The 25,651-nt window shown below is 70.5% G+C and carries 21 protein-coding genes; 19 read left to right on the top strand and 2 right to left on the bottom strand.

The window, feature by feature from the left end:
• Positions 1-38 precede the first annotated feature (38 nt).
• The 6 genes from WME97_RS49385 (at position 39) to WME97_RS49410 (ending at position 5,111) form a co-directional block, all read left to right on the top strand.
• Positions 39-698, top strand: coding sequence for an alanyl-tRNA editing protein (locus tag WME97_RS49385; protein WP_437548244.1), 660 nt, complete (start codon positions 39-41; stop codon positions 696-698).
• Positions 699-1,293: 595 nt separating this feature from the next.
• Positions 1,294-1,761, top strand: a complete 468-nt coding sequence (locus tag WME97_RS49390) for a hypothetical protein (protein ID WP_437548245.1) — start codon at positions 1,294-1,296, stop codon at positions 1,759-1,761.
• 156 nt (positions 1,762-1,917) lie between these two features.
• A complete protein-coding gene (locus WME97_RS49395; RefSeq protein ID WP_437548247.1) occupies positions 1,918-2,202 on the top strand; it encodes a hypothetical protein in 285 nt (94 codons plus the stop codon).
• A gap of 328 nt (positions 2,203-2,530) precedes the next feature.
• On the top strand, positions 2,531-2,842 hold the full coding sequence (locus WME97_RS49400) for a hypothetical protein (RefSeq protein WP_437548248.1): 312 nt from the start codon (positions 2,531-2,533) through the stop codon (positions 2,840-2,842).
• A gap of 47 nt (positions 2,843-2,889) precedes the next feature.
• On the top strand, positions 2,890-3,375 hold the full coding sequence (locus WME97_RS49405) for a hypothetical protein (protein WP_437548250.1): 486 nt from the start codon (positions 2,890-2,892) through the stop codon (positions 3,373-3,375).
• A gap of 683 nt (positions 3,376-4,058) precedes the next feature.
• Positions 4,059-5,111: a hypothetical protein gene (locus tag WME97_RS49410; RefSeq protein WP_437548252.1), complete on the top strand. Its 1,053-nt coding sequence runs from the start codon at positions 4,059-4,061 to the stop codon at positions 5,109-5,111.
• A 162-nt stretch (positions 5,112-5,273) separates the two neighbouring features.
• On the opposite strand, the gene WME97_RS49415 is transcribed toward WME97_RS49410, so the two are convergent.
• The gene (locus WME97_RS49415; protein WP_437548254.1) at positions 5,274-6,362 is read right to left on the bottom strand and encodes a hypothetical protein; all 1,089 of its coding nucleotides are present in this window, start codon (positions 6,360-6,362) and stop codon (positions 5,274-5,276) included.
• Between the two features lie 474 nt (positions 6,363-6,836).
• Between WME97_RS49415 and WME97_RS49420 the strand changes: the two genes are divergently transcribed.
• The 10 genes from WME97_RS49420 to WME97_RS49465 all read left to right on the top strand — a co-directional run bounded on the left by WME97_RS49420 (position 6,837) and on the right by WME97_RS49465 (position 19,877).
• Positions 6,837-7,475, top strand: coding sequence for a sigma-70 family RNA polymerase sigma factor (locus WME97_RS49420; protein ID WP_437548255.1), 639 nt, complete (start codon positions 6,837-6,839; stop codon positions 7,473-7,475).
• Between the two features lie 179 nt (positions 7,476-7,654).
• Entirely contained in the window at positions 7,655-9,070 is a 1,416-nt protein-coding gene (locus WME97_RS49425) for an RNA polymerase sigma factor (protein ID WP_437548257.1), read from the top strand.
• 28 nt (positions 9,071-9,098) lie between these two features.
• Positions 9,099-9,434 carry a hypothetical protein gene (locus tag WME97_RS49430; protein WP_437548259.1) on the top strand — a complete coding sequence of 112 codons (336 nt, stop codon included), beginning with the start codon at positions 9,099-9,101 and terminating at the stop codon, positions 9,432-9,434.
• Positions 9,435-9,628: 194 nt separating this feature from the next.
• Entirely contained in the window at positions 9,629-10,195 is a 567-nt protein-coding gene (locus WME97_RS49435; protein ID WP_437548261.1) for a cytochrome c maturation protein CcmE, read from the top strand.
• Positions 10,196-10,279: 84 nt separating this feature from the next.
• Complete coding sequence (locus WME97_RS49440) at positions 10,280-11,512, top strand: phospholipase D-like domain-containing protein (RefSeq protein ID WP_437548263.1); 1,233 nt, start codon at positions 10,280-10,282, stop codon at positions 11,510-11,512.
• 18 nt (positions 11,513-11,530) lie between these two features.
• A complete protein-coding gene (locus WME97_RS49445) occupies positions 11,531-12,304 on the top strand; it encodes an endonuclease/exonuclease/phosphatase family protein (RefSeq protein WP_437548265.1) in 774 nt (257 codons plus the stop codon).
• 102 nt (positions 12,305-12,406) lie between these two features.
• Positions 12,407-13,048: an NAD(P)-dependent oxidoreductase gene (locus WME97_RS49450; protein ID WP_437548267.1), complete on the top strand. Its 642-nt coding sequence runs from the start codon at positions 12,407-12,409 to the stop codon at positions 13,046-13,048.
• A gap of 201 nt (positions 13,049-13,249) precedes the next feature.
• Complete coding sequence (locus tag WME97_RS49455; protein WP_437548269.1) at positions 13,250-16,723, top strand: DVUA0089 family protein; 3,474 nt, start codon at positions 13,250-13,252, stop codon at positions 16,721-16,723.
• Positions 16,724-17,538: 815 nt separating this feature from the next.
• Positions 17,539-18,042, top strand: coding sequence for a hypothetical protein (locus WME97_RS49460; protein WP_437548271.1), 504 nt, complete (start codon positions 17,539-17,541; stop codon positions 18,040-18,042).
• A 248-nt stretch (positions 18,043-18,290) separates the two neighbouring features.
• Complete coding sequence (locus WME97_RS49465; RefSeq protein ID WP_437548272.1) at positions 18,291-19,877, top strand: MSCRAMM family protein; 1,587 nt, start codon at positions 18,291-18,293, stop codon at positions 19,875-19,877.
• 74 nt (positions 19,878-19,951) lie between these two features.
• Here WME97_RS49465 and WME97_RS49470 read toward each other — a convergent pair whose 3' ends face one another.
• Positions 19,952-21,394 carry a hypothetical protein gene (locus WME97_RS49470; protein ID WP_437548274.1) on the bottom strand — a complete coding sequence of 481 codons (1,443 nt, stop codon included), beginning with the start codon at positions 21,392-21,394 and terminating at the stop codon, positions 19,952-19,954.
• Between the two features lie 457 nt (positions 21,395-21,851).
• On the opposite strand from WME97_RS49470, the gene WME97_RS49475 reads away from it, so the two are divergent.
• The 3 genes from WME97_RS49475 (at position 21,852) to WME97_RS49485 (ending at position 25,643) form a co-directional block, all read left to right on the top strand.
• Positions 21,852-23,117 carry a YkgJ family cysteine cluster protein gene (locus WME97_RS49475; RefSeq protein WP_437548276.1) on the top strand — a complete coding sequence of 422 codons (1,266 nt, stop codon included), beginning with the start codon at positions 21,852-21,854 and terminating at the stop codon, positions 23,115-23,117.
• 138 nt (positions 23,118-23,255) lie between these two features.
• Positions 23,256-24,587 carry an aspartate kinase gene (locus WME97_RS49480; protein ID WP_437548278.1) on the top strand — a complete coding sequence of 444 codons (1,332 nt, stop codon included), beginning with the start codon at positions 23,256-23,258 and terminating at the stop codon, positions 24,585-24,587.
• A gap of 252 nt (positions 24,588-24,839) precedes the next feature.
• Positions 24,840-25,643, top strand: coding sequence for an HAD family hydrolase (locus WME97_RS49485; protein ID WP_437548280.1), 804 nt, complete (start codon positions 24,840-24,842; stop codon positions 25,641-25,643).
• Positions 25,644-25,651: the final 8 nt, after the last annotated feature.

The following is a 25,651-nucleotide window of genomic DNA, read 5'->3' on the forward strand; positions in this document are numbered from 1 at the left end:
GGCCGACGGGACGCCAAGGGGGACGAGGTGCAGGGGAGATGGAGTCTATTACAAAAAGGGTCTACCTAGAGCGCGCCGATGCGACAGGGAATGTTGTCGTCACAGAGCTCATCGCAGGTGAGAGCCCCGTCGTCCGAGTGGCTGAGACCTGGTTCCACCCTCAGGGGGGTGGTCAAAAATCCGATCGAGGCACCATTGGCCCGGCGCGCGTCCTGCACGTGGCTCACGATGGCGGCATGGTGGACCACTTCGTGGACTCGCTCGCAGGCCTGTCCGTCGGGGGAACCTACGTCTTTGCAGTCGATTCCGCCTGGCGGAGGCTGAATTCGGTCTATCATTCGTCCGGGCACCTGATCGCCGGGCTGGTGGAAAGTCTTCAGCATGGTTTGACCGCCGTGGCCGGTCATCAGTGGCCAGGAGAAGCGCGCGTCGAGTTCGAAGGGCCGGCGGAGGCTTGCAGCTTTGATGGGTTTGCCACAGCGCTCTCGAAGCGCCTGGGAGAGCTCCTCTCGAAACCCATCGAGGTCAAGGTGGTGGGTGATCCGTACAGCTCGCGAGCGATCCAGATCGGGGACTTCCCTCCGATACCTTGCGGTGGAACCCACGTGCGAGCTCTGTCCGAGATCTCCGTTATACGAGTCCTGAGCATCAAGAGGAAAGGGAACCGCGTTCGCGTCGCTCATGCGCAACCTCCCTGATTCCTGAACATGAGCCTCTCGACGGACCGGAGCTTGCACGATTCATAAGATTGCGTGCAGCGCTCCTACGTCGTTGGTCCTCCACGACAGATGCAACCTAAGCTCCCGATCCGTCCGGGGCAACCAAGGCTCCCAGTCTGAACCGTTCCCCACTCCACCAGTCCGTGCCCGACGCAGGTTGACGCCGAGCGATCGCTGCAGGTACCGTCGTCGCGTGCGGCGGGGGGCGCCATTGTTATGGGTGCGCCGGATGCTTGGCTCCGCGTCTTGCGCTGTCGATGCGGCCAAGGAGGCGGGCAGCTCTCCTGTGCCCGGCCGGCGCGATGGCGCGGAGGTCAGCGACCCGCCTGGTCACGAGCGCAGCGCGTGCGACGCTCACCGGGGTACCGACATGCAGGGCGGCCAAGAGCCCGGCGCGTCCGATTCCGCTGATGCCACGAGGACGGATCCTGGGTGCGCTGAGGCGGCCGGATTGCTCGGCCTCCAGACGGGCGCGTGTGCGGTTGCGCTGGCTGGCTTCAGCGGGGTCGACAGCGCAGTGGACGACCTGGCGCGTCTCCGGCGCCGGCGGTGCGTGATGCGACGATACGTCTCGTTGCTCCTGCTGGCTCTGCTGGCGTGCGTCCTGCCCGAGGACGGTGCGTCCGTTCGAGGGCAAGCGCGCATCGAGTCGGTCGGCCCTGGCGCCGGGGTGATCGAGGCACCGTACGCAGGGAAGATCGAGGGGGGGCCCGAGAGCGCGACACGGGAGGAGGACGAGCAACTCGATCGATGGTTCACTCGTGAATCGGTGGTCGTCATCAACGGCGAGGTCATCGACCACGAGGAGATCGCGGCGCGTCGCCGCGCCGCACGCCGCGAAGCGGCCCGAAACGACCTCCCCGGACGGCTATCCAGCGCCATCAGCGAGCAGATCAGGGGGGTGAAGGTCCTGGCCTTCAAGATGAGGGTCTGGGTCGAGGGGGTGCGCTGCGACGACAAACGGTTCATGTCGCCGCCACCGGCGCCGGCGGGCCGCTGCCTGGACGGAGCTGAGGACTGCGACGACGCTGCTCGGAGGTGACCGGCGTTCTCTCGCTGTTCGCAGGACGTGGGCTGGGTGATGGGTATGCGCGTTGAATGGACGAAAGACATTCTTCTCATTTGGGAGATCGTGCGCCGAATACGGTCTGGCGGCTTGTCGGCCGAGGAGCGGCGCGCTCTGGCTGAGAAATTTGGCGTGAGCGAAGAGGTGGTGCTGCGTTATGAGCGCGGGAGGGCCATCTACAATGTGCAGATAGCCGACAAGCGGTGGCGTCAGGCCAAGTTGGAAACGATTCTCCGGATGACGGAAGGCGGAAAGACGTTCGAGGACGAAAAATTTCCAGACGAGTTGGAGGCGACGTTGGAGAGGTTGAGGGATGCGGAGCCCGAGAACGAGATCACCCGCGAGCTCCGTGACGCTAGAGATGCGATCAGGGCAGAGCTCGGCCTGCCCCCCGTACCGCCCGAAGACTGTTCATGAGTCCGCACCCGCGGACGTGCCCGAACGTTCGGCCTCGACCGGCTCATCCACGTAAAGTGATCCCATCCAGTCTGGCGGCGAATTCGCAGACAAGACGCGTATGCGGCATCGGAGGTGCGTGATGCGACGATGCGTGGTGTTGTTCCTGTTGGTTCTGTTGAGCTGCTCTGTCCCCGATGATGCGTCTGGTCAAGTCCGAGCGTGGCTAGAATCGCTCGATCCGGACGCTGACGTGGTGGAGGTCCGATGCACAGGGAACCTCGAAGAGCCCCCTGGGAGCGGAACGTGGAAGGAGTACGAACGTGTTGATCGGTGGACCGCTCGGGAAGTGCTGGGAGCCTTCAAAACAGATGGCGTCGATTGGACCGAGATCGTGGCGCGTTGCATCAATAACAGCGAATATTACTTTCCCAAATGGCTTTTTGGTGAAATGAGCGACAAGATGTCGGCGGCGGACCGCATGCTCTTCAAGATGAGCTTCCATGTGGACGACGTGCGCTGCAATGGCACCCCGCTCAGGTCGCCGCCACCGACGCCGGTGCGCAGCTGTCCGAACGACATCGATGGTTGCGACGACGCTCCTCCGATGGCGAGCGACCTCCCTCCGCCGCTCCCACCGCCGGGCGGAGGCGACTTCTGAGCGACGGCCTCTCACGGTGCCGGGTCGTTGCCGCCGTCGCCGTCACCTTGCTCCCCGGAATCGCCCGCGCGGGCGAGATCGAGCTGGAGGCGGGCCTCGGCGTGGGCATCACGTCGCTGGGCGAGCGTCGCGCCACGGGAGGGATGACCCTGCAGCCCAGCATCGCGCTGGGTTGGCGGTTCGCCGAATGGGGCAGCCTTCGTTACCGCAATGCGATCTCCTTCTTCAATTTGAAGGATTTGCGCTGGATCGGCGTCATCGACGTGAACGCCGCCGTGCTCGGGATCCACCACCGCGAGCTCACGCTGGAGCTCGGTCCGAGCCTCGACGCGTTCGCCGTGCCGCTCTGCGCGGACACGTGGTGCCAGCGGGAGCACGGCCTGGCGCCGGCCGTGCATCTGGGCGCGATCCTGTTCCCGGCACCGGAAAGCCGGCTTGGCGGCAGAGGCACCGTACATACGGCGTATATCCCAGGCATCGCCTGGTCCGGGATCTCCATCAGCATAGCCGTCGAGGGCGTCTATCGCTTTTGATGGGAAGCTCAGCGCGCGTCGCGTGTCGCGCGTGTCGCGCGTGTCGCGCGTGTCGCGCGCGCCGCGTGCGTCCACAGGACACGTGATGGCGGCCGTCGAGCGTCTCGGACTCTCGGCCGAGGTAGGCGCCTCCAGCGCTGGACGGAGCAGTACGGCAAGAAGCTCGGCGTCACGGAGGCGAAGGCCGCGGATCCGGCCGTCAAGGCGGTCGAGGCGTGGCACGAGGCCTATGGCACGCTCCTGGTCCAGGCCCATGCCGAGTACGACGACGACAAGGACGAGACGCACGCGCTCCTTCGGGACCGGCTGCTCTCGCCGTACGAGGACGCGGTGGAGGAAGAGCGGCGCGCCGACCAGCGGGCCCGCGCCGCCAACGCCAGGAAGAAGGCCGACGTCGAGCCTGAGCCGATCGGATAGCGCTGCTCCTCGCGTGCCCGCCGGCAGGCGACGGGCCATCCCACCCATCGCGCGAGGACGGCGCCGTTCGCCGGTCACCTCGCAACGCCGCTTCACTCCCAATTCCAGGTGACATTTCTCTCAGGTTCGGGGGAAATGTCGCCGGCAAACCTCGTGCATTCCTTTTCTGCGCCGGCGCACGATTTCGCAACGAGCCGGGACACCTTTCCGGAACTCGTACGGATGACGACGGACGACGACGGATGACGAACGAGGGAGCTCCGCTCATGTCCGGCCCGCTCCTCGCCCGCGGCCGGATCCGGAGGATGAAACGCGCCGCGCTGTCGCTCGCCGCGGCGCTCGTCCTGGCGGCGCCCTCGGCGTTCGCGCAGGTCGCGCCGCGCGGCGCGCGGCTGTCCTACACGCGGGGGCCTGGCACGGAGGGGTGCCCCGAGGAGCCGACCCTCCGGCAGATCGTCGCGAGCCAGGTCGGCGGGGTCGACCCGTTCGTGAGCGACGGCGCGTGGCACATCGAGGTGGTCATCCGGCGCAAGCGGACGGCGTTCCAGGGAGAGATCGCGCTCCGTGACCGCGATGGCCGGGATCTCGGCCGCCAGGAGCACTCGAGCCCGATCTGCGGCGTGCTCGTGGAGGACATCGGCCTCGCCCTCAGCGCCGTCATGCGCCCGATGCTGCCACCGAGGCCTGCACCGGAGAGCCCTCCCGCGTCGCCGCCGCCCCCGCCGGTGCCGAGGGGCGCCGCTCCGCCCGCCTCGCCGGGCGCGCCGCCCAAGGCGCCGGCCTCGAAGCCGCCCGACCCAGCCCGACCCGTTCCGCACCCGAGGCCGCCGCAGGATGGCCCGCGCCTCCAGCTGGGCGCCGGGGTGCTGCTCGGCGCCGGCGTGGCGCCGTCGGTGGCGGTCGGGTTCTCGGGGTTCGCCGGCGCCCGCTGGGAAAGGTTCTCGCTCTCGCTGGAGGCCCGCGGGGATCTTCCGATCGATGCCGAGCCCTACCGCGGGCGGATCGTTGAGGTGTCGGGGCTGAGCGGCTCGCTGGTTTCCTGCGGCCACATGGATTGGTTCTTCGGCTGTGCCCTCGCCACGGCAGGCGGGGTGTGGCAGGTCAGGGCGAGCACCGGCAGGGAGCTCGCGCTGCCCTACGCAGCGCTCGGGCTTCGAGCGGGGCTGGAGGTGCCGCTTTCGGCCCGGCTGGCCGCACAGCTCACCGGCGACATCTTGATCAACACGGTTCGACCGGTCCATCGATCGCCCCATGGAGCAGGGTGGAAGACGGCGCCTATCTCGCAGGCAGCGGCGCTCCGCCTGATAGCTCTTCTCTGAACCTGCGTGCGGTTCCGCGAAGCATCGGACGCGCCCGAGGGAGCTATTCCCATGAGGCGGTTGCGAGCGCGTGCAGCGCGCGGGGGTCGCGGGGGCGTCCCCTGGGGCCCGCCACCTCCTGGAGAGGCCGCTGTTGCGCCCGATGCGGGACGAAGCGCCTACTCAGGCCGGTACAGAGCTGGTGCGTTGACAGCAGAACGTCGCCGCTGCGGTTGGCGCGATGTTGCCGACCGGCTCGCCGCCGAACGGTTCGCATTGTCCGGGATGAAGGTTCACGACGCTCACCAACTTGCTTCCGAGCGCCGTGCCTGGCGTGATGGTACCGCAGAACGGTGCGTCGCCAGTGCCCACCACACCCGCCACGACGAGCTGCGAGCACCCTTCGTCGCTGAACGCGGAGGCCAGGACGCTGCACGTCGCCCCGGTTGGCTCGGTGCAGCCGCAAGGCGCGCACCCGCGGGTGTCCTCGGCGCCGTCGTAGAAGACGTGCCGGTCCGGGTACGTGGCGGGGCACTCATGCTGGCCCTCGCGGTGGATGCACGTGAGGAATCCCTCCGGCGGCGCGGCGTCGCCGATCGGCGGCGCCGGCGTGCAGGTCATGCCCGGATCTGCGCACGGGGGGTACGCGTTTCCGGTACACGCCCGGGCGACGATCGCGAAGCTCCCAGCTGTGGCGGGCTCGTCGGGCCTCTCCGACGCCTCCGCGATCCTCGGCGCGCAACCAGCAGAAATGACGCGAGGCGCCTGGATCGCGAGCGACTGCACGCACGGGGCGCCATCGCAGGTCCGTCCGGCGTTGACGGCATTCACCGAGGTGCAGGTCCCATCCCACCCCTCCGGGGCAGCGAACGAGGTCGCGGGAGCCTCGGGGCCGCCGCACGGGAAGCTGGCGTAGGCCCTCCATTCCGTCGGCACCTCGCACGTTGCCTCCGGTGGGTCGCACGCGCAGGCGGGGCACGTGTGCGGAGCCGGAGCCGCGAAATCCGCGTAGCCCTCGTAGCCGACGATCGGCGCGGCCGCAGGGCAGCTCGGCACGGCGTCGGGGGAGCCGATCCAGAGCAACGCGGGCTCGGACCACCCGAGCGGCTCCTTCGGTACGCACTGCCCTGCGCAGACCTCTGCCGGAGGGATCAGGTCGCCGAAATCGGGCGCGATGGCGGCGTCCATGTCGTCCTCGGCCGCGCAGTCATCGCCGCCATCGTCGCCGCCGCCGCATCCGCCAGCGCCGCCGGCGTCGGGGGGCTCGTTCACCTCACAAGGCGTTCCCTTGGGTCCTTCATCCTCATCCCAGGGGCAGAAGTACGACGTTGGCGTCCCGCATCCGCCGGACGCGACACCGAGCCCGAGCGCGCTCGCACAACAAACCGCCACGATCTCACGCTGCCAACGTCGCGCCCGCGCCGCCATCGCCGCTCCTCATGATCTGCGGCATCGCTGACGGCGCGCCGCCGTAAGTGCCGCCACGTTACCAGGGAACCCAAGGGCGCCGCCAGAGCAACCCCGGGCAGACCACCCCCGTTCGATCGCATTACGAAGAGCGAGGCATTCTTCTCATTTTTTTTCGCCAGGCGACAGCCGGCGTCGCGCTCCATGAGCGCCCGAGCTGTCCCCGTCGTTGTGCGCCCGTCCCCCGCGTGTCGCCGGAACGAGCTCTCTCGCGCCCGACGGTGACGCGGGCCAGTCGATTGTGCAGCGAGAAGCGGGGCAGTCCCGGAAACCGCTCCGATGAAGACCCCATCGCCGATCCCTCCCCGGCGGGAAGCCCGCCGTCTGTCCTCCGATGCGCCGGCACCCCGGGTGCGCCGCCGCGCGCGCAGCGCGCCGAACGAGGCGCTCCACCCGGCGGTCTCGCCCTCGATCGAGGCCCTCTGGGCCGAGCGGCCGTTCGTCGCCCCCCTGCTCCGCGCCCTCCACGTTCCCGTCCGCGACCGAGAGGATCTCGTCCAGACGGTGCTCCTGGGCGCCTGGGAAGCCATCCTAGCGCGCAGGTACCGCCCGGACCCACGGCGGCACCCGCGCGCGGCGCTGCGGGCGTGGCTGCACGGCGTCGTCTGGCGCCAGGTGTCGCATTACCGGCAGAGCGCCTGCATCCGCTGCGAGATCCTGCTCGACGCGCCCCTCGTGCCCGCCGGCCAGGCGCCTGTCGAGATCGAGGGAATGCTCCTCGCCCGCGCCGCGCTCCGCGAGGTCGCCGCGCTGCCCAGGGGCCATCGCGAGGTCCTCCTCGCGGCGGCCGGGCGCCGCAGCCTCGTCGCCTGGGCTCGAGCGCGCCGCATGAACCCCAATTCCGCCGCCAGCCGGCTGCGTCGCGCCAGGCGAGCGCTGGCCGAGAGGCTCGCGCTCACCGAGGCTGCCGTTCGGTGAGGGCGCCCTTCGGTGACGTCGGCCCCGGGGTGATGCCTCCGTCCCGTACCCGCCCGGCCGGTCGCGCCCAGCCCGTGTACGATTTCGCAACGAGCCGGGCGGCGTCGCCGGACTACCTATCCATGAAAGAGCTCCAAGCACGCCCAGCACCCGACCCGGCGCCTGCGTCTGTACCCGCCATGGAGGCGGCGCCCGCGCCCGCCCCGGAGATGACGCCCGCGCCCGACCCGGAGCCCGCTGCGGCACCCGATCGGGATCCTGCGCCCGCCATCGGCCCGCCCCCGCGGCCCTCGTTCGAGGAGGTCTACCAGACCTTGCTCCCGTATGTCCTCGTGGTGCTCTGGCGGCTCGGCATTGCGTCCCGAGATCTTCCCGACGTCGCTCACGAGGTGTTTCTCGTCGTCCACCGGCGCCTCGAGGACCATGATCCTCGCCTGTCGCTCAAACCCTGGATCGCTGGGATCAGCGCCAATGTCGCCCTTCGCCATCGGGCGCTCGCCCGGAACCAGCGGGAGCTGCTCGCGCTCGACGATGGCGAGCCCATCGAGCTCATGGACCCCGGGCTCGACGCCGAGCGCCGGGTCGCACAGGCCGAGACCCAGCGTATCGTCCGCGAGCTCATCCAGCGCATCGGGAGGGAACGACGAGCGGTGTTCGTGCTCTACGACCTCGAGGGAAGCGACATGCGCGACATTGCGCAGGCCCTCCAGATCTCGGTGAACACCGCATGGGATCGGCTGAGACGCGCTCGCAGCGAGTTCTCGGCCGCGGTCAAACGACTCTCCGCGCGGGACCCGGACGCGCTCGGCCTTCGCCGCCTGCGCCTCGCTTTGACGCCGTTCGCCCTGGCCGACAGGCCCCTGCTGCTCGACGCAGGCGGGGTCCGGCTCGGCCTCTCGCAGGACCTCGCCGGGCCGCTCTGGGCGCGGCTCCAGCGGTCGCTCGCTTCGACAGCGCCGCCGGTCGTCACGATCGCGCGATCCAGGCTCATCAAGGCGGGGGCGGCGCTGTTCCTCTGGGGCGCCGGGGCCGGCGCCGGCCTCGTCTATGCCATGCTTCCGCCGCTTGCTGCGGCGTCGGTGGCGTCCGTCCGCGCCGAGGCCGACGGCGCCGCGTCCGAGCGCGCCGAGGCCGGGCACAGCGGGGGTGCCGCGGACGGGCGCGCCGTGGCCGTGACCGTCGGGAGCGCTGGATCCCCGGCGGCTGTCGAGATCGCGGCCGCGGGGCCGTCACGCGCCCCCTCCCGCAAGGCGGCTCCGCCCAGCGAGCGCGACACGACCGAGGAGAGCGCGTTGCTCAGCAGCGCCGGCCGTGCGCTCAGCGAAGGGAAGGCGACAGAGGCGCTCGACGTGCTGGCTTCGCACGAGCGGAATCACCCGCGCAGCCCGAGAGTCCAGATGCGTGAGGCGCTGGTCATCCAGGCCCTCGTCCAGGCCGGGCGGCGCGCCGACGCCCGCGCGCGCGCCGAGCGGTTTCGCGCGGCGTTCCCTCACGCGGTGTTTCTCCCCGCCATCGAGGCGGCTATAAACAGAGCCCATGAGGGGCCCAGGCACGGTGCAGCGCCAGCGCCAGGAGGAGCTCTGACACCGCAATGAGCGCCATCCTGCGCAGTAGGATGATGCCATGATGCAGGCGCTGGAGGTGCTGATGCTCCTTCTCGGGCTGTCCACCCTCGGTGTGGCCCTGCTTGGCCTTCGTGCCCTGCTGCAGCGCCGGTGGGGTCGTGGCAGGACGCTCTGCCTCATCGCCGTAGCGGGAGGCATCGGGTGCGGCGTGTTGCCCTTCGTGCTCGCGTCGGGCATCGCGTCGAGCAGCGTGGATCCTGCGACCAAGGCCCGGCTCCTGGCGGAAACCGTCGCACGGTTGATGAACTGCGGGGCGGCGGGGTTCTTCGCGCTCCCGATCGGGGGCGTCGGTGCGCTGGTCAGCCTCGTCGGCGCGCGGAGATCGCGCCGCTGAGCAGCCGAGAGGGGCCGGTGAGCTTCGACCCTCCGCGAGCGGGCGCACGGGTTCGTCGGGTCCGCTCGCGAGGGAGAACTCCGGTCGGGCTGTCCGCCGCAGCGCCCAAACGGGAGCGCGCCGCCGGCCGGACCCGAGGCCGTGCAGGTGGTGCTCGACCGTCCGCGGGGCGCGGGCTAGCCTGTACCTATCCGATGAGCAAGAAGCTGGACGACGAGTTGGCCCAGGCGCTGTCTCTCGCAGAGCAGCAGGATACGCCCGCGGTGGTGAAGCCGGCCGCGGCGAGCCAGGCGCCGAAGGCGCGCCCGTCGCGCAGCCTCGGCCTGCTGGCGACGCTGCTCGTCATGGTGGGCGCGCTCGTCGCCCTGTTCCTCGTGGGCTTCAAGGAAGCGGCCGTCTACGCGACGCCGGTCGACCAGCTGCTCGCGTCGAAGGACAAGCTCGCCGGCCGCAAGGTCCGGGTCGAGGGCGAGCTCGTGCCCGGCACGCTGGTCAAGCGCGATTCGCCCTGCGAGTACCGCTTCCAGATCCACGGCACGCAGGCGCCGCTGCCCGTGCGCTACGCCCAGTGCGTCATCCCCGACACCTTCCGCGACGTCCCGAGCGGCGGCGTGCAGGTGACCGTCGAGGGCACGCTCTCGCAGGGCGGCGACTTCGAGGCGAGCCTCGTGATGGCCAAGTGCACCTCGAAGTACGATCCCAACTCGCACGAGATGAAGGGCGGCGCCCAGCCCGGCGAGGGCCCGCTCTCCCTCAAGTGAGCGAACGCGCCCGCCCGCGCGCGGCGCAGCGCCGGCGGGCCGGGTAGCGCTCGTCTTCCCCCGCGCATCCTCCACACTTCGGCGATGATCTCCCGTGACCGCCGGTTGCTGAGCCCCGTCGGCGACGGACGCAGCTCGCCCGTGCCGGGCGATCCGCCCTCGGGCCGCTCCGGCGGCGGCGCGTCGAAGCCGATCGGCCCTATCCTGACGGCGCAGCACGCGCTCACCCTCCTGCCCGGCATGGAGGCGGTGCTGGGCTCGATCTTCCGCGACGTCGAGCGCGCAGCGCGGCGCGTCGACATCGAGACGTACATCTACCGCGACGACCTGCTCGGGAGCGCGTTCGCCGACGTCATGGGGCGGGCCGCGGCGCGCGGGGTGCGCGCGCGGCTCCTCTACGATCCGCTCGGCTCGCACGAGACCGACGCCCCGTTCTTCGACGAGCTCCGGCGCCGCGACATCGAGGTCCGCGCCTACCGCCCCATGGCGCCCGGACTCGGCCGCGGCGGGCTCCTGCCGCGGGATCATTCGCGCGTCATCGTGATCGACGATCAGGCCTACACCGGCGGCGCCGCGTGGGGAGACGAGTGGCTCCCGGAGCGGCGCGGGGGCAAGGGGTGGCACGACGTCTGTATGCGCCTCGAGGGCCCCTGCGTCGAAGATTTCGCCTTCCTCTTCGAGCAGCGCTGGCGCGAGGCCGACGGCGGATCCGAAGGGGTGCGCGACTACGCGACGGGGCGCAGGTACCCGGATCTCGAGCTCGTCGCGGACACGCCGGACGACAACGCGCGCGTCTATGCCCGCTACCGCGAGGCGATCCGGCGATCGCGGGAGCGCATCTGGATCGAGAACGCCTATTTCTTCCCGCCCGCCGGGATGCTCAAGGATCTCGTCGACGCGGCCGCGCGCGGCGTCGACGTCCAGATCATCCTCCCCGGCGAGACCGATCTGCCGATCATCAAGCGCGCCGCGCGCGCCGAGCACGCCGCGTGGCTCGATCGCGGCTTCACGATCTTCGAGTACCAGCGGGATGTCCTGCACGCGAAGTTCGCGCTGGTCGACGGCGACTGGTGCACGATAGGCACGTTCAACGCGAACCCGAGCAGCCTGAGCGCCGTCAACGAGGTGAATCTCTTCGTGTTCGATCCGGCGTTCGTCGCGCAGGTGGCGGATCTGTTCTCGCGGGACAGGGCGGACTCGCGGCCGGTGACCCGGGGCACGCTCGCGGCGCGGTCGCTCCCGGGCAAGGCCGCGGACTGGCTCGCTCATGGGGCCTTGAGCCTCCTCGACAAGCTGGTTAAGACATCCCCGGACTGACGCCCGAGGAGGAGGCATTTGAGCCACGATCGCGATCTCGTCGTCCTGACGCAGAACATCTGGGGGGGAGTCGCCCTCTGGGAGCGGCGCCGGACGATGCTTGCCAGGCTCATCGGCGATCTGCGCCCTGGCCTCCTCGGGCTCCAGGAGGTGCACGCGCCGGCGGCGAGCGGCGACCTCGGCCAGGCCGGGGAGCTCTCGCGGCTCGCCGGTGGATACCGGGCCTGGTTCGCGCCGGGCAGGGTCGCCGCGAGCGGCGAGTGCGAGGGGGTCGCGCTGCTCTGCCGGGAGGACATCGAGGTGCTCGATCACTCCGTGGAGGCGCTCACGCTCGATCGCGACGACCCGTTCGAGCGCGACAGCCAGCGCGTCGTCCTGCGCGCCGCGATCCGGCACGCCGGCGCGGTGGTCGACGTGCTCGTCACGCATCTCTCGCTGTCGAAGCGCGCGCGGGCGCGCACCGTGCGCGAGCTCGTGAGCTTCGCCGCGCGGGAGCGCCAGAAGTCGGGGAGCCACGGCGCCGTGCTGATGGGCGACTTCAACGCGCTCCCCAGCGAAGAGGCGGTCTGTTATCTCCAGGCGAGCGCGGGAAACGGCTCCTGGCTCGACGCCTGGACGCAGGCGCACCCCGGCAAGGCGGGCGGCACCTGGCCCGCGGGCCTGCCGCTGCGCCGCATCGATTATGTCTTCGTTCAACCGGGCGAGGGGTGGGCGATCACGCGCTGCGAGCGGGCGCCGTTCTCCGGCTCGGATCACCTCGGCGTGGCCGCGTGGCTGCGGCTCGGGGCCTGAAAGGCGGGGCCCCGCTCGCCCGGATCTCCAGCAGATCTCGAGGGATGAGGCATTCGGGCGCAAACTGTACCCGCTGCGGCGGACCGGGTAGGCTGGCGGCACATGAGCAGGCTGCTGATCTTGGGGGCGACCGGGGGCACGGGCGCCGCGTTGATCCGTCAGGCGCTGGAGGCTGGACACGAGGTCTCGGCATTCGCGCGCACGCCCGCCACCATCCCTGTCCCCCATCATGAGCGGCTGCGCGCGCTCCGCGGCGACATCATGGATGCCGAGCAGGTGTCGCGCGCCGTGTCCGGCCACGACGCCGTCCTCTCGGCCCTGGGGTCGCGCGGCCTCGGCCCGACGCGCGTTTACTCGGACGGCATCGTCCACGTCCTGCGCGCGATGAAGGAGCATGGCGTCCGCCGCCTGATCGCCGTCACCGCCGCGGGCATCGGCGAGGAGCAGCAGCCTGCGCTCTGGTTCCGGCTCCTGGTCAAGCCGATGCTCCGCAACAGGTATTCCGACATGCTGCGCATGGAAGAGGCCCTCCGCCGGAGCGATGTGGCCTGGACCGTCGTGCGCGTCCCCAAGCTCACCGACGGGCGGCTCACCAAGGAGTGCCGCGCCGAAGTCGACCCCTCGCCGCCGGAGGGCTACCTCTTTGGCGGCCCCACGATCTCGCGCGAGGATCTGGCCTATTTCATGCTCTCCCAGCTGGAGAGCGAAGAGTACCTCCGCAAGGCGATCGTCGTGACGTACTGAGGGCGCGGCGCGGTCGTCATCTCTTGACGCAGCCGCGGAGCATCGGTCTGCTGCCGCCCCCGCCGTCGTGGCCAGCCTGCGGCGCGCCTGCGGTGATCGCCACGAATGCCGCGATCGCCGTGATTCTCGCGATGCTGCCGAGCAGAGGCCTCATAACCCATGATTTTCTCCCCCAGGACCGCTCTCCCATGGTTCCTCGGTATGGCGCTGATTGCCCTGAGCGGGTGCGATCTGCTCGTCTCGCCGGACCGGAGCAAGATCGAGGTGTCCGCAGTCGGGGGCAACGGAGGAGAGGGCGGCAGTCATGGACAGGGCGGCAGCGATGAACAGGGCGGCAGGGGTGTAGAAAGCGGTAACGGCGGAGAAGGCGGCAGCGGGGGGCAGGGCGGCGCGCCCGGCGCGGTGTGCGGCGATGGGGCGGTCAGCGCTCCTGCCGAGGTGTGCGACGATGGGAATCGGACGGCCGGCGACGGGTGCGATCCGGGTTGCGCGATCGAGCCTGGGTTCGCGTGCGCCGGGGTGCCGAGCGTGTGTACGAGCGGGTGCGGCGACGGCGCGCTGGGCGGCGCGGAGACCTGCGATGACGGCGGCGACGAGGACGGCGATTGCTGCTCGCGCGCGTGTCGGGTCGAGTCCGGCTGCGAGGTCGAGCCGAACGACGGATTCGCGTCGGCCAACGACGCCTTCGCCATCGCGCCCGGCGGTCGGATCCGCGCGTTCATCGACCCCGCATCCGACGTGGACGTGTTCTCGGTGACCGTCCCCGAGGGGTCGGTAGGGCGCATCAAGGCAGAGACGCTCGATGGCCCGCTGGGCACGACGTGCAGCTCGCTCGGCGTCGATACCCATGTGACGATCTTTGACGCGAGCCTGGCGAGCATCGAGGACAACGACGATATCGCCGACGACGATACCTGTTCTTACCTGGCGCTGCGCAAGCTGAGCCCTGGCGAGTATTTCGTCCGCGTGCAGATCTCCCCTGGAGCGGAGCCGGGGACGTTCGACTACACGCTCTCCCTCACGCTGGATACGTCGGTGTGCGGCGACGGCGTGCTGGAGGATCCGGAGCTCTGCGACGACGGCGACACGACCGGCGGTGACGGCTGCAGCCCCGCGTGCGAGCTGGAGCTCCGCTCTCCCGAGGTCGAGCCGAACGACACCGCGGCGGAGGCGGGCGGGCGCGCCGTGCTCCGGCCGAACGTGCTCGTCTCGGCGGCGATCGAGCCCCTCGATGACATCGACGTCTTCGCCTTCGAGGTGCCGGGCCTCGCGGACGTCCAGCTCGCGACGTTCAGCCCCGGGCGGCTGAACGAGTGCGCCGAGGGAGTCGATACCTTCCTCCAGCTGCTCGACGTGGACGGCGCGACGGTGCTGGCGAGCGACGACGACAGCGGCCCCGAGGCTTGCTCTCTCATCGACTCGAGCGTCGACGACAGGGCGACACGGCTCCAGCCGGGCACGTATTATGTGACCGTCGAGGAGTTCAACAACGACGCGTCCATCCCCGGATACGACCTCCTCGTCGCCTTCACCGCGCTCTGCGGCAATGGGGTGATCGAGGAAGGCGAGGCGTGCGACGGCGGGGAGCGGTGTTCCTCGGAGTGCGCGCGGATCCCGGTGTGCGGCGACGGATCCATCGACGGCGGCGAGGCGTGCGACGACGGCGGGACCGAGGGCGGAGATGGCTGCAGCGCCGCGTGCCAGCTCGAGGGGACCCTCCCGGAGATCGAGCCGAACGACGCGCGAGGCCAGGCCACAGCGGGTCGGGCGACCGCGGCGGGGGCGCTGTTCACCGCGTCGATCTCTCCGCCGGGAGAGCTCGACTTCTTCGCCGTCGACGTCCCCGGCGTGGCCGAGCTGGAGGTGGAGACCTTCGACGCGACCGGCCCGACCTCGTGCCGCGGCATCGACACCGTGGTGCGGCTCCTCGGGCCCGACGGCGCCGTGATCGCCGAGGACAACGACGGCGGCGAAGCCAGGTGCTCCCGACTCCGCGCCGCCGTCACCGCGCCGGGCGTCTACTACGTGCGCGTCCAGGGCTATGATGGAGGAGACTCCATCGCTGGATATACAGTGCGCGCGCGGACGACGGCCCTCTGCGGCGACGGCGTGGTCGAGGGCCTGGAGGAGTGCGACGGCGGCGCCGCGTGCGGGCCGACGTGCCAGCGCATCCCGGTGTGCGGAGACGGCTTCATCGACGAGCCCGAGGTCTGCGATGACGGCAACACCCGAGGCGGGGATGGCTGCGACGTCGCATGTCGGATCGAGGGCGCGATCGCCGAGATCGAGCCCAACTCGACCCCTGCCGAGGCCGAGGCGAACGGCGCTGTCGCGCCGGGAGCGCTCGTGTCCGGCGCGATCGAGCCGGACAGCGACGTCGACCTCTTCGCCCTGCAGGTCACGACCGTCTCCGATCTCCGGCTCGAGACCTTCGACTCGAGCGGCCCCGCGCGGTGCGCCGAGGGCGTCGACACGGTCCTCTCCCTCCTCTCGCCGGACGGGGTGACCGTGCTCGCCTCCGACGACGACGGCGGGATCGGCGCCTGTTCGCTCATCGACTCGAGGAGCCCCGGCGGGGCCGCGGCGCGCCGCCTGGATCCCGGGACATACCATGTCCGGGTCAGCGGCTTCCCGGAGCAGCCGGGGGCCCGCTACACGCTGCGGGTCTCGCTCGACGCCTCGTGCGGCGACGGCGTGCGGCAGGGCGCGGAGGAGTGCGACGGCGGCGCGGGGTGCAGCGCCCGTTGCGAGAGGCTCCCGGTCTGCGGCGACGGCCTGCTCGACGCGCCGGAGGGGTGCGACGACGGCAATGCCGCGGGCGGCGACGGGTGCAGCCCCGCCTGCCAGCTCGAGGCGGTGACCGCCGAGATCGAGCCGAACGACACCCCCGCGCAGGCCGGGGCGAGCGATCTCGTGATCTCGGGCGACGCGCTCCTCGCGGCGAGCCTCGCGGCGGGCGGCGACAGGGACGTGTTCCGCCTGAGCTTGCCTGTCGCCTCGGTCGTGCGCCTCGAGATCTTCGACGGCACCGCGGCGGGCTGCGAGGGAGGCCTCCTCACGACGCTCCGCGTGCTCGACGCGGCGGGCGGGACGGTCGCGACGGACGAGGGGCTCTCCGACACCGCGTACGCGGGCGGCATCGGCGGATGCTCGGCGCTCGTCGTGGCGTTGCCTTCCGGCGACCACGACGTCGAGGTCGCGGCGCGCGAGGGCGGCGCGGAATTTCCGCTCTACCTCCTCCAGGCCAAGATCCTCGCGCCCGCGGGCGCCGAGGAGGAGCCGAATGGCAGCATCGCCACCGCGAGCAAATCCGTCGGCTCCGACGGGTTCATCGCCGGCGCGCGAGCGACCGACGATTTCGACTTCTACGCCGTGGATGTCCCGGAGAACCGGTCGATCCGCGCGGAGATCATCGAGGGCGGCGAGGAAGCGTGCGAGTCGCTCGAGATCGACAGCCGGCTGTCGCTGCTCGACGCCGCGGGCTCGCTCATCGCGGACGATGACGACGGCGGCCGGGGCAACTGCTCGATCCTCGACGGCACCGGGGACGCCCCGCGCCACCCCGGGGCTCACGCGTTACCGGCGGGGCGGTACTTCCTCCGCGTCCGCGCCGCGTCTGGCGCCTCGGGCACCGCGGCCCTCTTCGCGTACCGGCTGGCCGTCACGCTCCGCTGACGAGCGCGGACGCCGCCGGACGTCCGGGATCACCGGTGACCCCGTCCGGCCGGGACGGCGCGCGTCCGCCGCCGCACGTCCGGTGGCGCGCGCCGCCGGGAGGCCGGGACGCACCCGCCGCCGCGCGGCGACTCGATGTCTCGATATCCCATCATCGCGAGACTCCCGCGCTCCGTCGCGCCGCCGCGCGGTGTGGCTCCGCGGTGCTCATCGGAGCCGCATGGGGGGGCCATACCCACAAGCGCCTTCGCGGGGCGTCTTCGGTAGGTAGGTAGGTAGATCGAGCGCCGGGGGCGGGACGGAGCTGCCTTGTGCCTCGGCCGCGCGCCCGACGCCGCGCGCCGCGCGCCCGCCCTGGCGTTCCCCGGCAATTCGCGCCCTCGGCCGCGCCTCGCGGCGCCGCCGTACACCGCCTCTCGGCGCGGGTGCGTGATACTTCGGCCGGATGTAGGCGCCCGCGGGGTGCGTTCACGGCAGAGGGCACGAGTTCATAGTCGAGGAGTGCCGGTATTCTCCATGGTTCTAACTCCGTCCTGTTTTTGACCGGAAAGATGCCAGTCAAAAGTGCTTGCGTGAGACCGCGGGGAGAATAGTCTCCTGTTGTTCGCGTCATGACCTCGGGGCGGGTTCCTCCGGGAGCGTGACCGTGACGGGACGACGACGACGTGCGTCGCGCCCGTCGGGGCACCGCTCTCCTGGCGCAGGCCCCGGGGGATTGCATCCCTTGGGTGACGATCTGGATAGGTATCTGCATCAAACTTCACCACAGATTCGATTCCTCGGAGGTATTTCTCATGAAGAATTTCGCTCGTTGGGTGCTCGCTTTCGCAACCGTCACGTCGATCTCGGGCAGCGCTTTGGCCATCCGGAACGACTGTATCTACAACGTCTCGATGAAGACCGGGCTGAGGAAGGTGCCCGTCGGTACGACCGTCTGCCAGCTGGCCGAGCAGGCGGGCACCCCGTTCAACGATGAGTGCGGCTACGTGTGCAAGTGGGGAGTCGTGGCGGCCCCGGGCGCCGCCGTTGCCGCCAACATGTTCCTTCGCCAGGCGACGACGATCGGGAGCAACGACTGCGACTGGAACTCCTTCTATTTCACGGACGGGAGCATCTCGCTCCTGCCCTCTGTGCCGATCCCGCCCAGCACGGTGGCGTTCCCGCCCAGCTCCGGCATCACCTCACGGCTCCAGAAGGCGCCCATCTGCAACTTCGTGGGGATGGAGGACGACTTCACCGGCGCGATCAAGGCCACGATTCAGTTCTACTCCGCGCTGTCGATGCCCGTGCCTGTCTCGTTCGCCCCGCACTGCTACTGACGGCGTGCGTTTGAGACCGGTCTTCACTGGGCTCTGAGACGGCGCCCGGCGTCCGACCGATCGGCGAGAGCCTCCCTGCAGAAAGCCCTTAGTAACGGCCCCGGGCAGGTCAGGGAGGCGCTCGTCGATCGCGTCGTGCGGATTGAGGAGGGGGCGCCGGCGGAACGCCGGCGGCCCCTTTCTCTTCTCCGCCTCTGCCGAGCTCCCGGCTCGAGGGCTCTAGCCAGGTCAACTTGTCTGGAGGAACAATGATGCAACCGAGTTCGTCGCAACGGAACCCCTCGCGCCGGCCCCTGTGGATCGCCGCCGGATTGCTCCTGGCCGCCCTCGCCGGCGTCGCCCTCTTCCTCGCCTTCCGCTCCGGGGACGAGCAGACCGCCGGGGCGAGTGGCCCGGCCGCCGGGGCCGAGAAGCACGTCCGCTACCGCAACAGGGCGCTCGTGCGCGGCGCGGCGCCGGCGGCGAAGGAGGAGGCGAAGCCCACGATCAGCGGCCTCGTCTATGGCACGGACGGGAACACCCTCGCCGGAGCGACCGTCGTCGCCATGACCTTCGAGGTCGCCGGCAACGTGCTCTCGACCGCGGGCTCCGTGAAGAGCGACGACGCAGGGCGGTTCGAGCTCACGCTCCCGGACGGCACCTATCAGCTGAGCGCGAGCGTCGATGGATACGGGACCACGTCGACCACGGCGCGCCCCGGCGAGGCGGTGAGCCTCGTGCTGCCGAAGAGCGGCGTCATCGAGGGGCGCGTGCTGGACGAGCGGGGCGAGCCCGTGCGCCGCTTCTCGATCGACATCCTCTCGGCCGTGACGGCGGAGACGCCGGCGACGCCGCCCCTGTTCTCTCGCACGTTCGAGAGCCCGGACGGCTCGTTCCGCGTCGATCAGCTGCCCTCGTGGGACGTCGTCGTCAGGGCGACGGCGGCGGAGTTCGCGCCCGCGTTCTCCACGAACGTCAACGTGCGCGCCGGAGACGTCGAGAAGATGGATCTGACCCTCTCGAAGGGATGTACCTTGAGCGGGCAGGCGGTGGACTCGTCCGGCGCGCCGCTGCCCGGGGTGTACGTGGACGCCGAGTCGCTCTTCGCCGTCGGCGAGCTGAGCAGCCTGTCCATGGAGGCCGCCGCGCAGGCGCAGACCGAGGACGACGGCTCCTTCAGCCTGCCGCACGTGCCGAAGGGCACGATCGTCGTCCGCGGCTATGACGGCAGCAACGCCGTGAGCTCGACCGAGATCGAGATCGCGGGCTGCGACGGCCTGAAGCCGGTGAAGCTCGTGATGTCGCCCGGCGGCAGCCTCTCCGGCGTGGCGCGAGACGCCGAGGGCAAGCCCGTCGCCGGCGCCCGGCTCACGCTCATGCACCGCCCGATCGGCTTCGTGAACACGGTGAGCGACGAGGACGGCAGCTTCCACTTCGACCAGGTCCCGCCCGGCGAGCTCCGCGTCATGATGCGGCGAGGCGAGGAGGTGATGCTCGCGGCGGTCGGCATCGAGGAGGGGAAGACCACGCAGCACGACATCGCCTTTGCGCCCCGGGGCACCGCGGAGATCCGCGGCCGCGTCACCGTGGCCGGCAAGCCGCTCCCGGGGGCTCGCCTCATGGTGGCCACCCAGATCGGGGACGACGGCGCGATCGGCATGTTCTACCCCGTCACCGTGGAGGACGGCTCGTTCCGCGTGTCCGGGCTCCCGACCGGCGGCTACATCGTCAACGTCGAGTCGACGAGCATCGGGACGGGCGTGCAGGTGAAGGCGGGCGAGGTCGTGACGGCGGATCTCCAGGTGATCGACCTGCCCAGCATGAAGGGCCAGGAGGCCGCGCTCCCGCTCCGGTAACGAGCGCAGCGCCAGCGCGATCTCCCGGCTGTCCGGAGGCGGAGCCTCCTGGACGGCCGGTCCGCATTTTCAGGTCACTCCGCCGGGGCGATGGTCAGCGTGAACGGCCCCGAGGAGGCGGCGTTGTAGCTGTCGACGAAGATGTCGATCGGCTGGCCCGCCGTCGCCGTCACCGTGATCGACTCGGGCCACCCGGAGTCGTCGGGATCATCCACGCAGGCGAGCTCGCTGCCCTGGTCTGCGCAGTCGCTGCGCGCGTAGAGGACGACATCGGCGTGGCCCTCCGGCGTCGCGGTGATCGTCAGGTTGCCGCTCTCCTCCGGGGTATACCGGTACACGAGCTCCCCGCCTTCGCCGCCGCACGACGCCGTGACGCCCTGCGTGCCCTCGGAGGTGTCGCCCACCGTCGTTGCCTCCGTGAGCGTCGCCGTGGCCGCGCACAGCGGCTCCAGGTTCACCTTGCACTCGTCGCTGCACACGTTGTCATCCACGGCGTCTCCGTCGTCGCACTCCTCCGCGCCGACGCGCGCTCCGTCGCCGCAGATCTCCTCCGCGAAGGACACGTCGAGCGTATACGACGCGTCCATCCCGTTCTTGCCCTCGATGAAGATGAAATAGGTCTGACCGGGCTCGGTGAGCAGCTCCAGCGGGGCCTCTTCCGGTGTGAACGCGGTGACGCAGCCGAGCAGCGTCGCCTCGTCGTCGCAGCTCTCCCGGATGTACCAGTCGAAGTCGGCCTCCGGCGCCGTCGCCGTCGCGGCGATCTGGACCGCGCCCTTCGCCGGCGCGACGAACCGGAACACCCGCTCTCGCATGCCCGTGCCCGTGACGGACGTGATGAGTCCAGGGCAGAGCGCCGCGAACAGGTTGGTGCCGGCCTCCGTCGTGCCGGTGAACCTCCCGCCCTCCGAGACGTCGGTGGCCTCCGCGCACGCCGCGGCGACGCCCTCGACGCACGCTGCCTTCGTCGAGCAGTCGTGCTCCTCGCAGTCCTGCAGGCCGTCCTTGTCCTCGTCCTCGCCGCTGTCGCAGATCTCACCCGACGAGACGCAGAACGCGGAGTCCTCGTCGCAGGCGCCCTTGCACTGCGCGTCGTCGTCGCAGCCGCCAAAGCACATCGTCCACCCGTCGTCGGTCACGTCGACGCACGTATTCTCCGCCCTCCCGCAGTCGGACGTCTCTTCACAGGACTTGAGGCAGAGCGAGAAGCTGCCCTGCGGCAGGCACTCGGAGCCCTCCCCGCACGGCAAGAGCGCCGTGTCGCAGAGCCTCGTGCAGTAGCCGCCCGCCCAGCCGAACTCCTCCTCGGTCAAGCAGAGCCCGCCGAGGCAGTCCTCGTTGACCGCGCAGGCCTCGCCGTCCGCCTTCCCGTCCGGCGCGATGCCCTCGCCGTCGTCACCGCCCTGGCCGCCAGTGCTGGACGCCGCTCCCAGCGGTGAGATCTGGTCGTCGTCGCCGCAGGCGGCGAGCGCGAGAGACATCGCTGTGACCGCCGACAGGGGAAGAGCAAGTCGCATGGTGTTCTCCTGAAAGAGAGGTACAGCGCTCGACCAGGGAACGCAGCAAAACTTGCGACAACAGCGAAAAGAGCCTGGATTGACTGGAATTGTTACGTCCGGGGCGAAATGCGGTGCTAAGAAAAGAACCCTTACAATCGTTCAATGCTGCGACCATGACGTTTCAAAAACGAAACGTGTAGGGGATGTCCCTGACGCATGGCCGCAATTCGGGGTGCTTCCTAGGGGTCGTCCGGATGGCACGGTCAGTGCTTCATGGGAGGCAGCGCCGCCGGCGTGGCCTTCGCCCCCCTGAGGCCCCGGCGGCGCTGTCTTTTTGTCGGTCGTCGTCTCGCCGATCGCCGTCGCCACGCCTGAGCCCACTGGCTCGCTGCCCCACGCCGGGCGCGATGGGCACGCGGGGATCGACGCCGGATCGAGCGCCGATCTCCGTGGCGTTGTATGGTCCCGCCGCCCCATGGCGACGAAGCTCATCGCTCCCTCGAGCCACCCCCCGAATCAGAAGTTCGAGTGCCGCGACTGCCCAGCTCGGTGCTGCCGGATGCCGTGGAACATCCGCTTCAGCGGCGACGAGGCCAGGCGGTACCTCGCCGAGCCCTGGGTGCGGGAGCGCGTCGGGGAAGAGGGGGCCCTCGTCATCGGGCGCGGCGTGCTGCCCGTGCGGGAGCGGGATCGCCAGCTCCAGTGCGTCTTCCTCGACGACGACATGCTCTGCAGCATGCAGAAGCGGTTCGGCCACGAGTACATCCCGAAGTCGTGCCAGGCGTTCCCGTTCGGGTTCGTCCGCGACGAGAAGGATGCCGTCGTCGCGCAGCTCTCCCAGCTGTGCCCGTCCATCCGCGACAACTACGGCAAGCCCGTCGACCGCCAGCTCAAGGCGAAGCTCCAGCAGCGAGGCGACACGGAGCGGATGTCGACGGCGCTGGCGACGCTGAGCGGCGTGATCCTCCCCCAGCCGCTTTATCTGCGCGCCGCGAGGCACTGGGAAGAGCAGATCGCGACCGGCGCGTCGCCGGCGTCGACGCTGGCCCGGCTCTACGACTGGACGGCGGCCTTCGAGCGCGCTCTCCCCCAGGGCCAGGGGCGCGCGACGGACGCCTCGGTCGACGCCGCCCTCGGGCAGGCCGGCAAGGAGGAGCTTGAGCCGCTCGCGCCCCGCAAGAAGCCCTCTTTCTATGCGCGGGTGCTGTTCGCCTATCTCCTCGGCAACCTCTGCTATCCGTCGCGGGTCCGCGAGCCCCACCGGGTCGAGAAGGCCTCGTGGACGGAGCTCCAGGCGCTGCGCAGCTTCGGGAACAAGGCCGCCTGGATGCTCGGGAGAGGCACCGTCGATATGATGTTCGTCCCCAGGCCGTTCAAGCTCCAGCGGGTGAGCACGGTCGATCGCTTCCTCGCCGGCGACGAGGGGGCCGCCGTGAAGGACTACCTGCGCCTCGTGCTCCAGCGCCGGCACATCTTCTCGGCGCCGAGGCACCTCCTGGCGGCCGTGCTCGACCTCTCGCTGGCCACCGTCGTGATCTCCCGCTTCGCCCGCTGCCGCGCCGCGGCGGATGGCAGGGTCAAGGTCTCCCTGGAGGACGTGCGGGAAGGGATCAGCGTCGCCGAGCTCGTCCTCCTGAGCCACGCGGCCCTCTCGGAGCAAGGCACGGTCATGAAGAACCTGCGCTGGCTCCTGCTCACGAAGCGCGAGAGCTTCCGGGCCCTCCTGGCGACCGAGGCATAGGCCCCTCGCCCGCCTGGTCGGGTCGGCTGCCGCGACAGGCTCTTAGCACCTCGCGTCAACGTCAGGCCGGGCTCGCCTAACCGCCGACCGCGACTATTCTCGCGCCCACCGGGCCAGCTGGCCCATGGAGGCACGCGCATGATCGTCATGAAGTTCGGCGGCAGCTCGGTCGAGAGCCGCGCGCAGATCGAGAAGGTTCTTCACATCGTCAGAGCCCGCCTGGCCCGCCGCCCCGTCGTGGTGAGCTCCGCGCACAAGGGCATGACCGACGCGCTGATCAACGCCGCCAAGGCCGCCGCCACGGGGCGGTTCGATCCCTCCGTCCCGGTGAACAAGCAGCGCGCGGTCGCCGAGTCGCTCGGCTGCGCGCCCGACCTCCTCGCGCCCTTCTACGAGGAGATCGCCGATCTCCTGCGCGGCATCAGCCTCGTCAAGGAGCTCAGCCCGAGGAGCCTCGACTACATCGCGAGCTTCGGGGAGCGCATGGCCGTGCGCTGCATCGCGGACTTCTTCGCGAGGAGCGGCGTGCCGGCCCGCGCCTACGACGTCTGGGACCTCGGCTTCATCACCGACGCGAACTTCGGCCGCGCGCGCCCGCTGCCCGGCTTCGACGCCCGGATCAAGGCCATGTTCGCCGAGCGCGTCCCCGAGGGGATCGTGCCGATCGTCACCGGCTTCGTCGGCCGCAACGAGGCCGGCGAGATCACGACCGTCGGCCGCAACGGGAGCGACCTCACGGCCACGCTGGTCGCGGCGGGGCTCGGCGCCGAGGAGGCGCAGATCTGGAGCGACACCGACGGCGTGATGACCGCCGACCCGAGCGTCGTGAAGACGGCCCGGAACATCCCCACGATGCGCTTCGAAGAGGCCGCGGAGCTCGCGTTCTTCGGCTCCCGTGTCCTGCACCCCTCCACGCTCCTGCCCGCCATGGAGAAGGGCATCCCGGTGCGGGTGCTCAACACGAACCGGCCGGATCACCCCGGCACGGTCATCGACTTCAACACCGACGCCGCGTCCCCGCCCGTCACGAGCATCGCCTACCGCGAGCGGCAGGTCGTGCTCAAGATCAGCTCGACCCGGATGTTCGGCGAGGTCGGCTTCCTCGCGCAGGTGCTCGCGGCGCTGGCCCGGCACGAGGTCGTGATCGACGTGATCACCACGTCCGAGGTCTCGGTCTCGATGACCACCGACGACCTCGGGAAGCTCAGCCGCGCGCTCCCCGAGCTCGAGCAGTTCGGCGCCTGCGAGGTCCTGCCCAACCGGACGACCCTCGTGATCGTCGGCCAGGGCATGCCCAGGCAGAAGGGCGTCGCCGCGCAGGTGCTCGACGCGATGGCCCAGGCGGGCGTCAACGTCGAGATGCTCAGCTACGCCACGGGCAGCGTGAACCTGTCGATGGTCATCGAGGACGCGCACGTCGCCTCCGCGGTCGGCGTCCTGCACCACTCGCTCTTCGAGAAGGCGCGGTGACGCCTCGTGGCGCGCCGGACCGACTGAACCTCGAGAAACAGGAGAGATTTCACAGGGAGGCGAGGAGACGGGGAGATTTTTATTTTCCTTTCTCTTCCTCCTCGCCTCCCCGTCTCCCTGTTGTTTTCTCCCGGATCCTCGGTGTGATCGGCGTTCCTGCCGGGTGACGCGACGTGGACAGGCGTGACGCGACGCGGGCGCCGCAGTAGGCGTAGGCCTCGGTCGGACCAGGCGTCCGGCCCCGGGGAGACCATGACGGCGGCACACCTCGACGGCAGCGCGACGATCCCGCGCGAGAGCACGACGGACATCCTGCGGCGGATCGAGGCCGCGCACGGCACGTACGCCACGCGCCCCGCGCTCGCGTTCGACGCGGACGGCACCCTCTGGGAAGGGGACGTGGGCGTCGATCTCTTCGAGGCGTTCCTCGCGGGGCGCTTCGCGCGGCCCGAGGCGGAGGCGGCGCTGCGCCGCGAGGCCGAGGCGTTCGGCGTCGCCGCGGAGGGCGGCGCGCACGAGATCGCGAGCGCGCTCTACGCGGCGTTCAACGCCGAGCGCTACCCGGAGGACAGGGCCTTCGCGATGATGGCCTGGGCCTTCGCGGGGTGGCGCGAGGACGAGCTCGCGGCGCTCGTCGACCGCGTGCTCGAGGAGAAGGGCCACGCCGGGCGGATCCGGCCCGCGCTGCTGCCGATCCTGGACTGGGCGCGCTCGCGCGGCGTCCCGGTGTACGTCGTCTCGGCGTCGCCGCGCGCCGTGATCGTGCGCGCCGTCGCGCGCCTCGGCGTCCCAGCCGAGCGCATCGCCGCGATGACCCCGGCCGTCCGCGAGGGCCGGCTCGCCCCCGAGCTCGGCGCGCCCGCGACCTACGGCGAGGGGAAGACCCGCGCCCTCGCGCGCATCTTCCCCGAGCTCGCGGTGCTCGCGGCCTTCGGCGACAGCGCCTACGACGCCGCCCTGCTCCGGACGGCCCGGGTGCCCGTCGCGGTCTCCCCGAGCCCCAAGCTGCTCGCGGTCGCCGACACGATCCCCGGGCTCGTCCTGCTCGCCACCTGAGCTTTTGC

The sequence above is a fragment of the Sorangium sp. So ce367 genome, assembly GCF_051520455.1.
In the GTDB taxonomy this organism is placed as follows: Bacteria; Myxococcota_A; Polyangia; order Polyangiales; family Polyangiaceae; genus Sorangium; species Sorangium cellulosum_B.

Bases quoted from the DNA above. Each gene is read 5' to 3' on its own strand.
- WME97_RS49420 (WP_437548255.1), top strand. From the start codon at position 6,837: ATGAAGACCCCATCGCCGATCCCTCCCCGGCGGGAAGCCCGCCGTCTG.
- WME97_RS49435 (WP_437548261.1), top strand. From the start codon at position 9,629: ATGAGCAAGAAGCTGGACGACGAGTTGGCCCAGGCGCTGTCTCTCGCA.
- WME97_RS49440 (WP_437548263.1), top strand. From the start codon at position 10,280: ATGATCTCCCGTGACCGCCGGTTGCTGAGCCCCGTCGGCGACGGACGC.
- WME97_RS49430 (WP_437548259.1), top strand. From the start codon at position 9,099: ATGATGCAGGCGCTGGAGGTGCTGATGCTCCTTCTCGGGCTGTCCACC.
- WME97_RS49385 (WP_437548244.1), top strand. From the start codon at position 39: ATGGAGTCTATTACAAAAAGGGTCTACCTAGAGCGCGCCGATGCGACA.
- WME97_RS49475 (WP_437548276.1), top strand. From the start codon at position 21,852: ATGGCGACGAAGCTCATCGCTCCCTCGAGCCACCCCCCGAATCAGAAG.
- WME97_RS49425 (WP_437548257.1), top strand. From the start codon at position 7,655: ATGGAGGCGGCGCCCGCGCCCGCCCCGGAGATGACGCCCGCGCCCGAC.
- WME97_RS49465 (WP_437548272.1), top strand. From the start codon at position 18,291: ATGATGCAACCGAGTTCGTCGCAACGGAACCCCTCGCGCCGGCCCCTG.
- WME97_RS49455 (WP_437548269.1), top strand. From the start codon at position 13,250: ATGGCGCTGATTGCCCTGAGCGGGTGCGATCTGCTCGTCTCGCCGGAC.
- WME97_RS49485 (WP_437548280.1), top strand. From the start codon at position 24,840: ATGACGGCGGCACACCTCGACGGCAGCGCGACGATCCCGCGCGAGAGC.
- WME97_RS49470 (WP_437548274.1), bottom strand. From the start codon at position 21,394: ATGCGACTTGCTCTTCCCCTGTCGGCGGTCACAGCGATGTCTCTCGCG.
- WME97_RS49450 (WP_437548267.1), top strand. From the start codon at position 12,407: ATGAGCAGGCTGCTGATCTTGGGGGCGACCGGGGGCACGGGCGCCGCG.
- WME97_RS49410 (WP_437548252.1), top strand. From the start codon at position 4,059: ATGTCCGGCCCGCTCCTCGCCCGCGGCCGGATCCGGAGGATGAAACGC.
- WME97_RS49480 (WP_437548278.1), top strand. From the start codon at position 23,256: ATGATCGTCATGAAGTTCGGCGGCAGCTCGGTCGAGAGCCGCGCGCAG.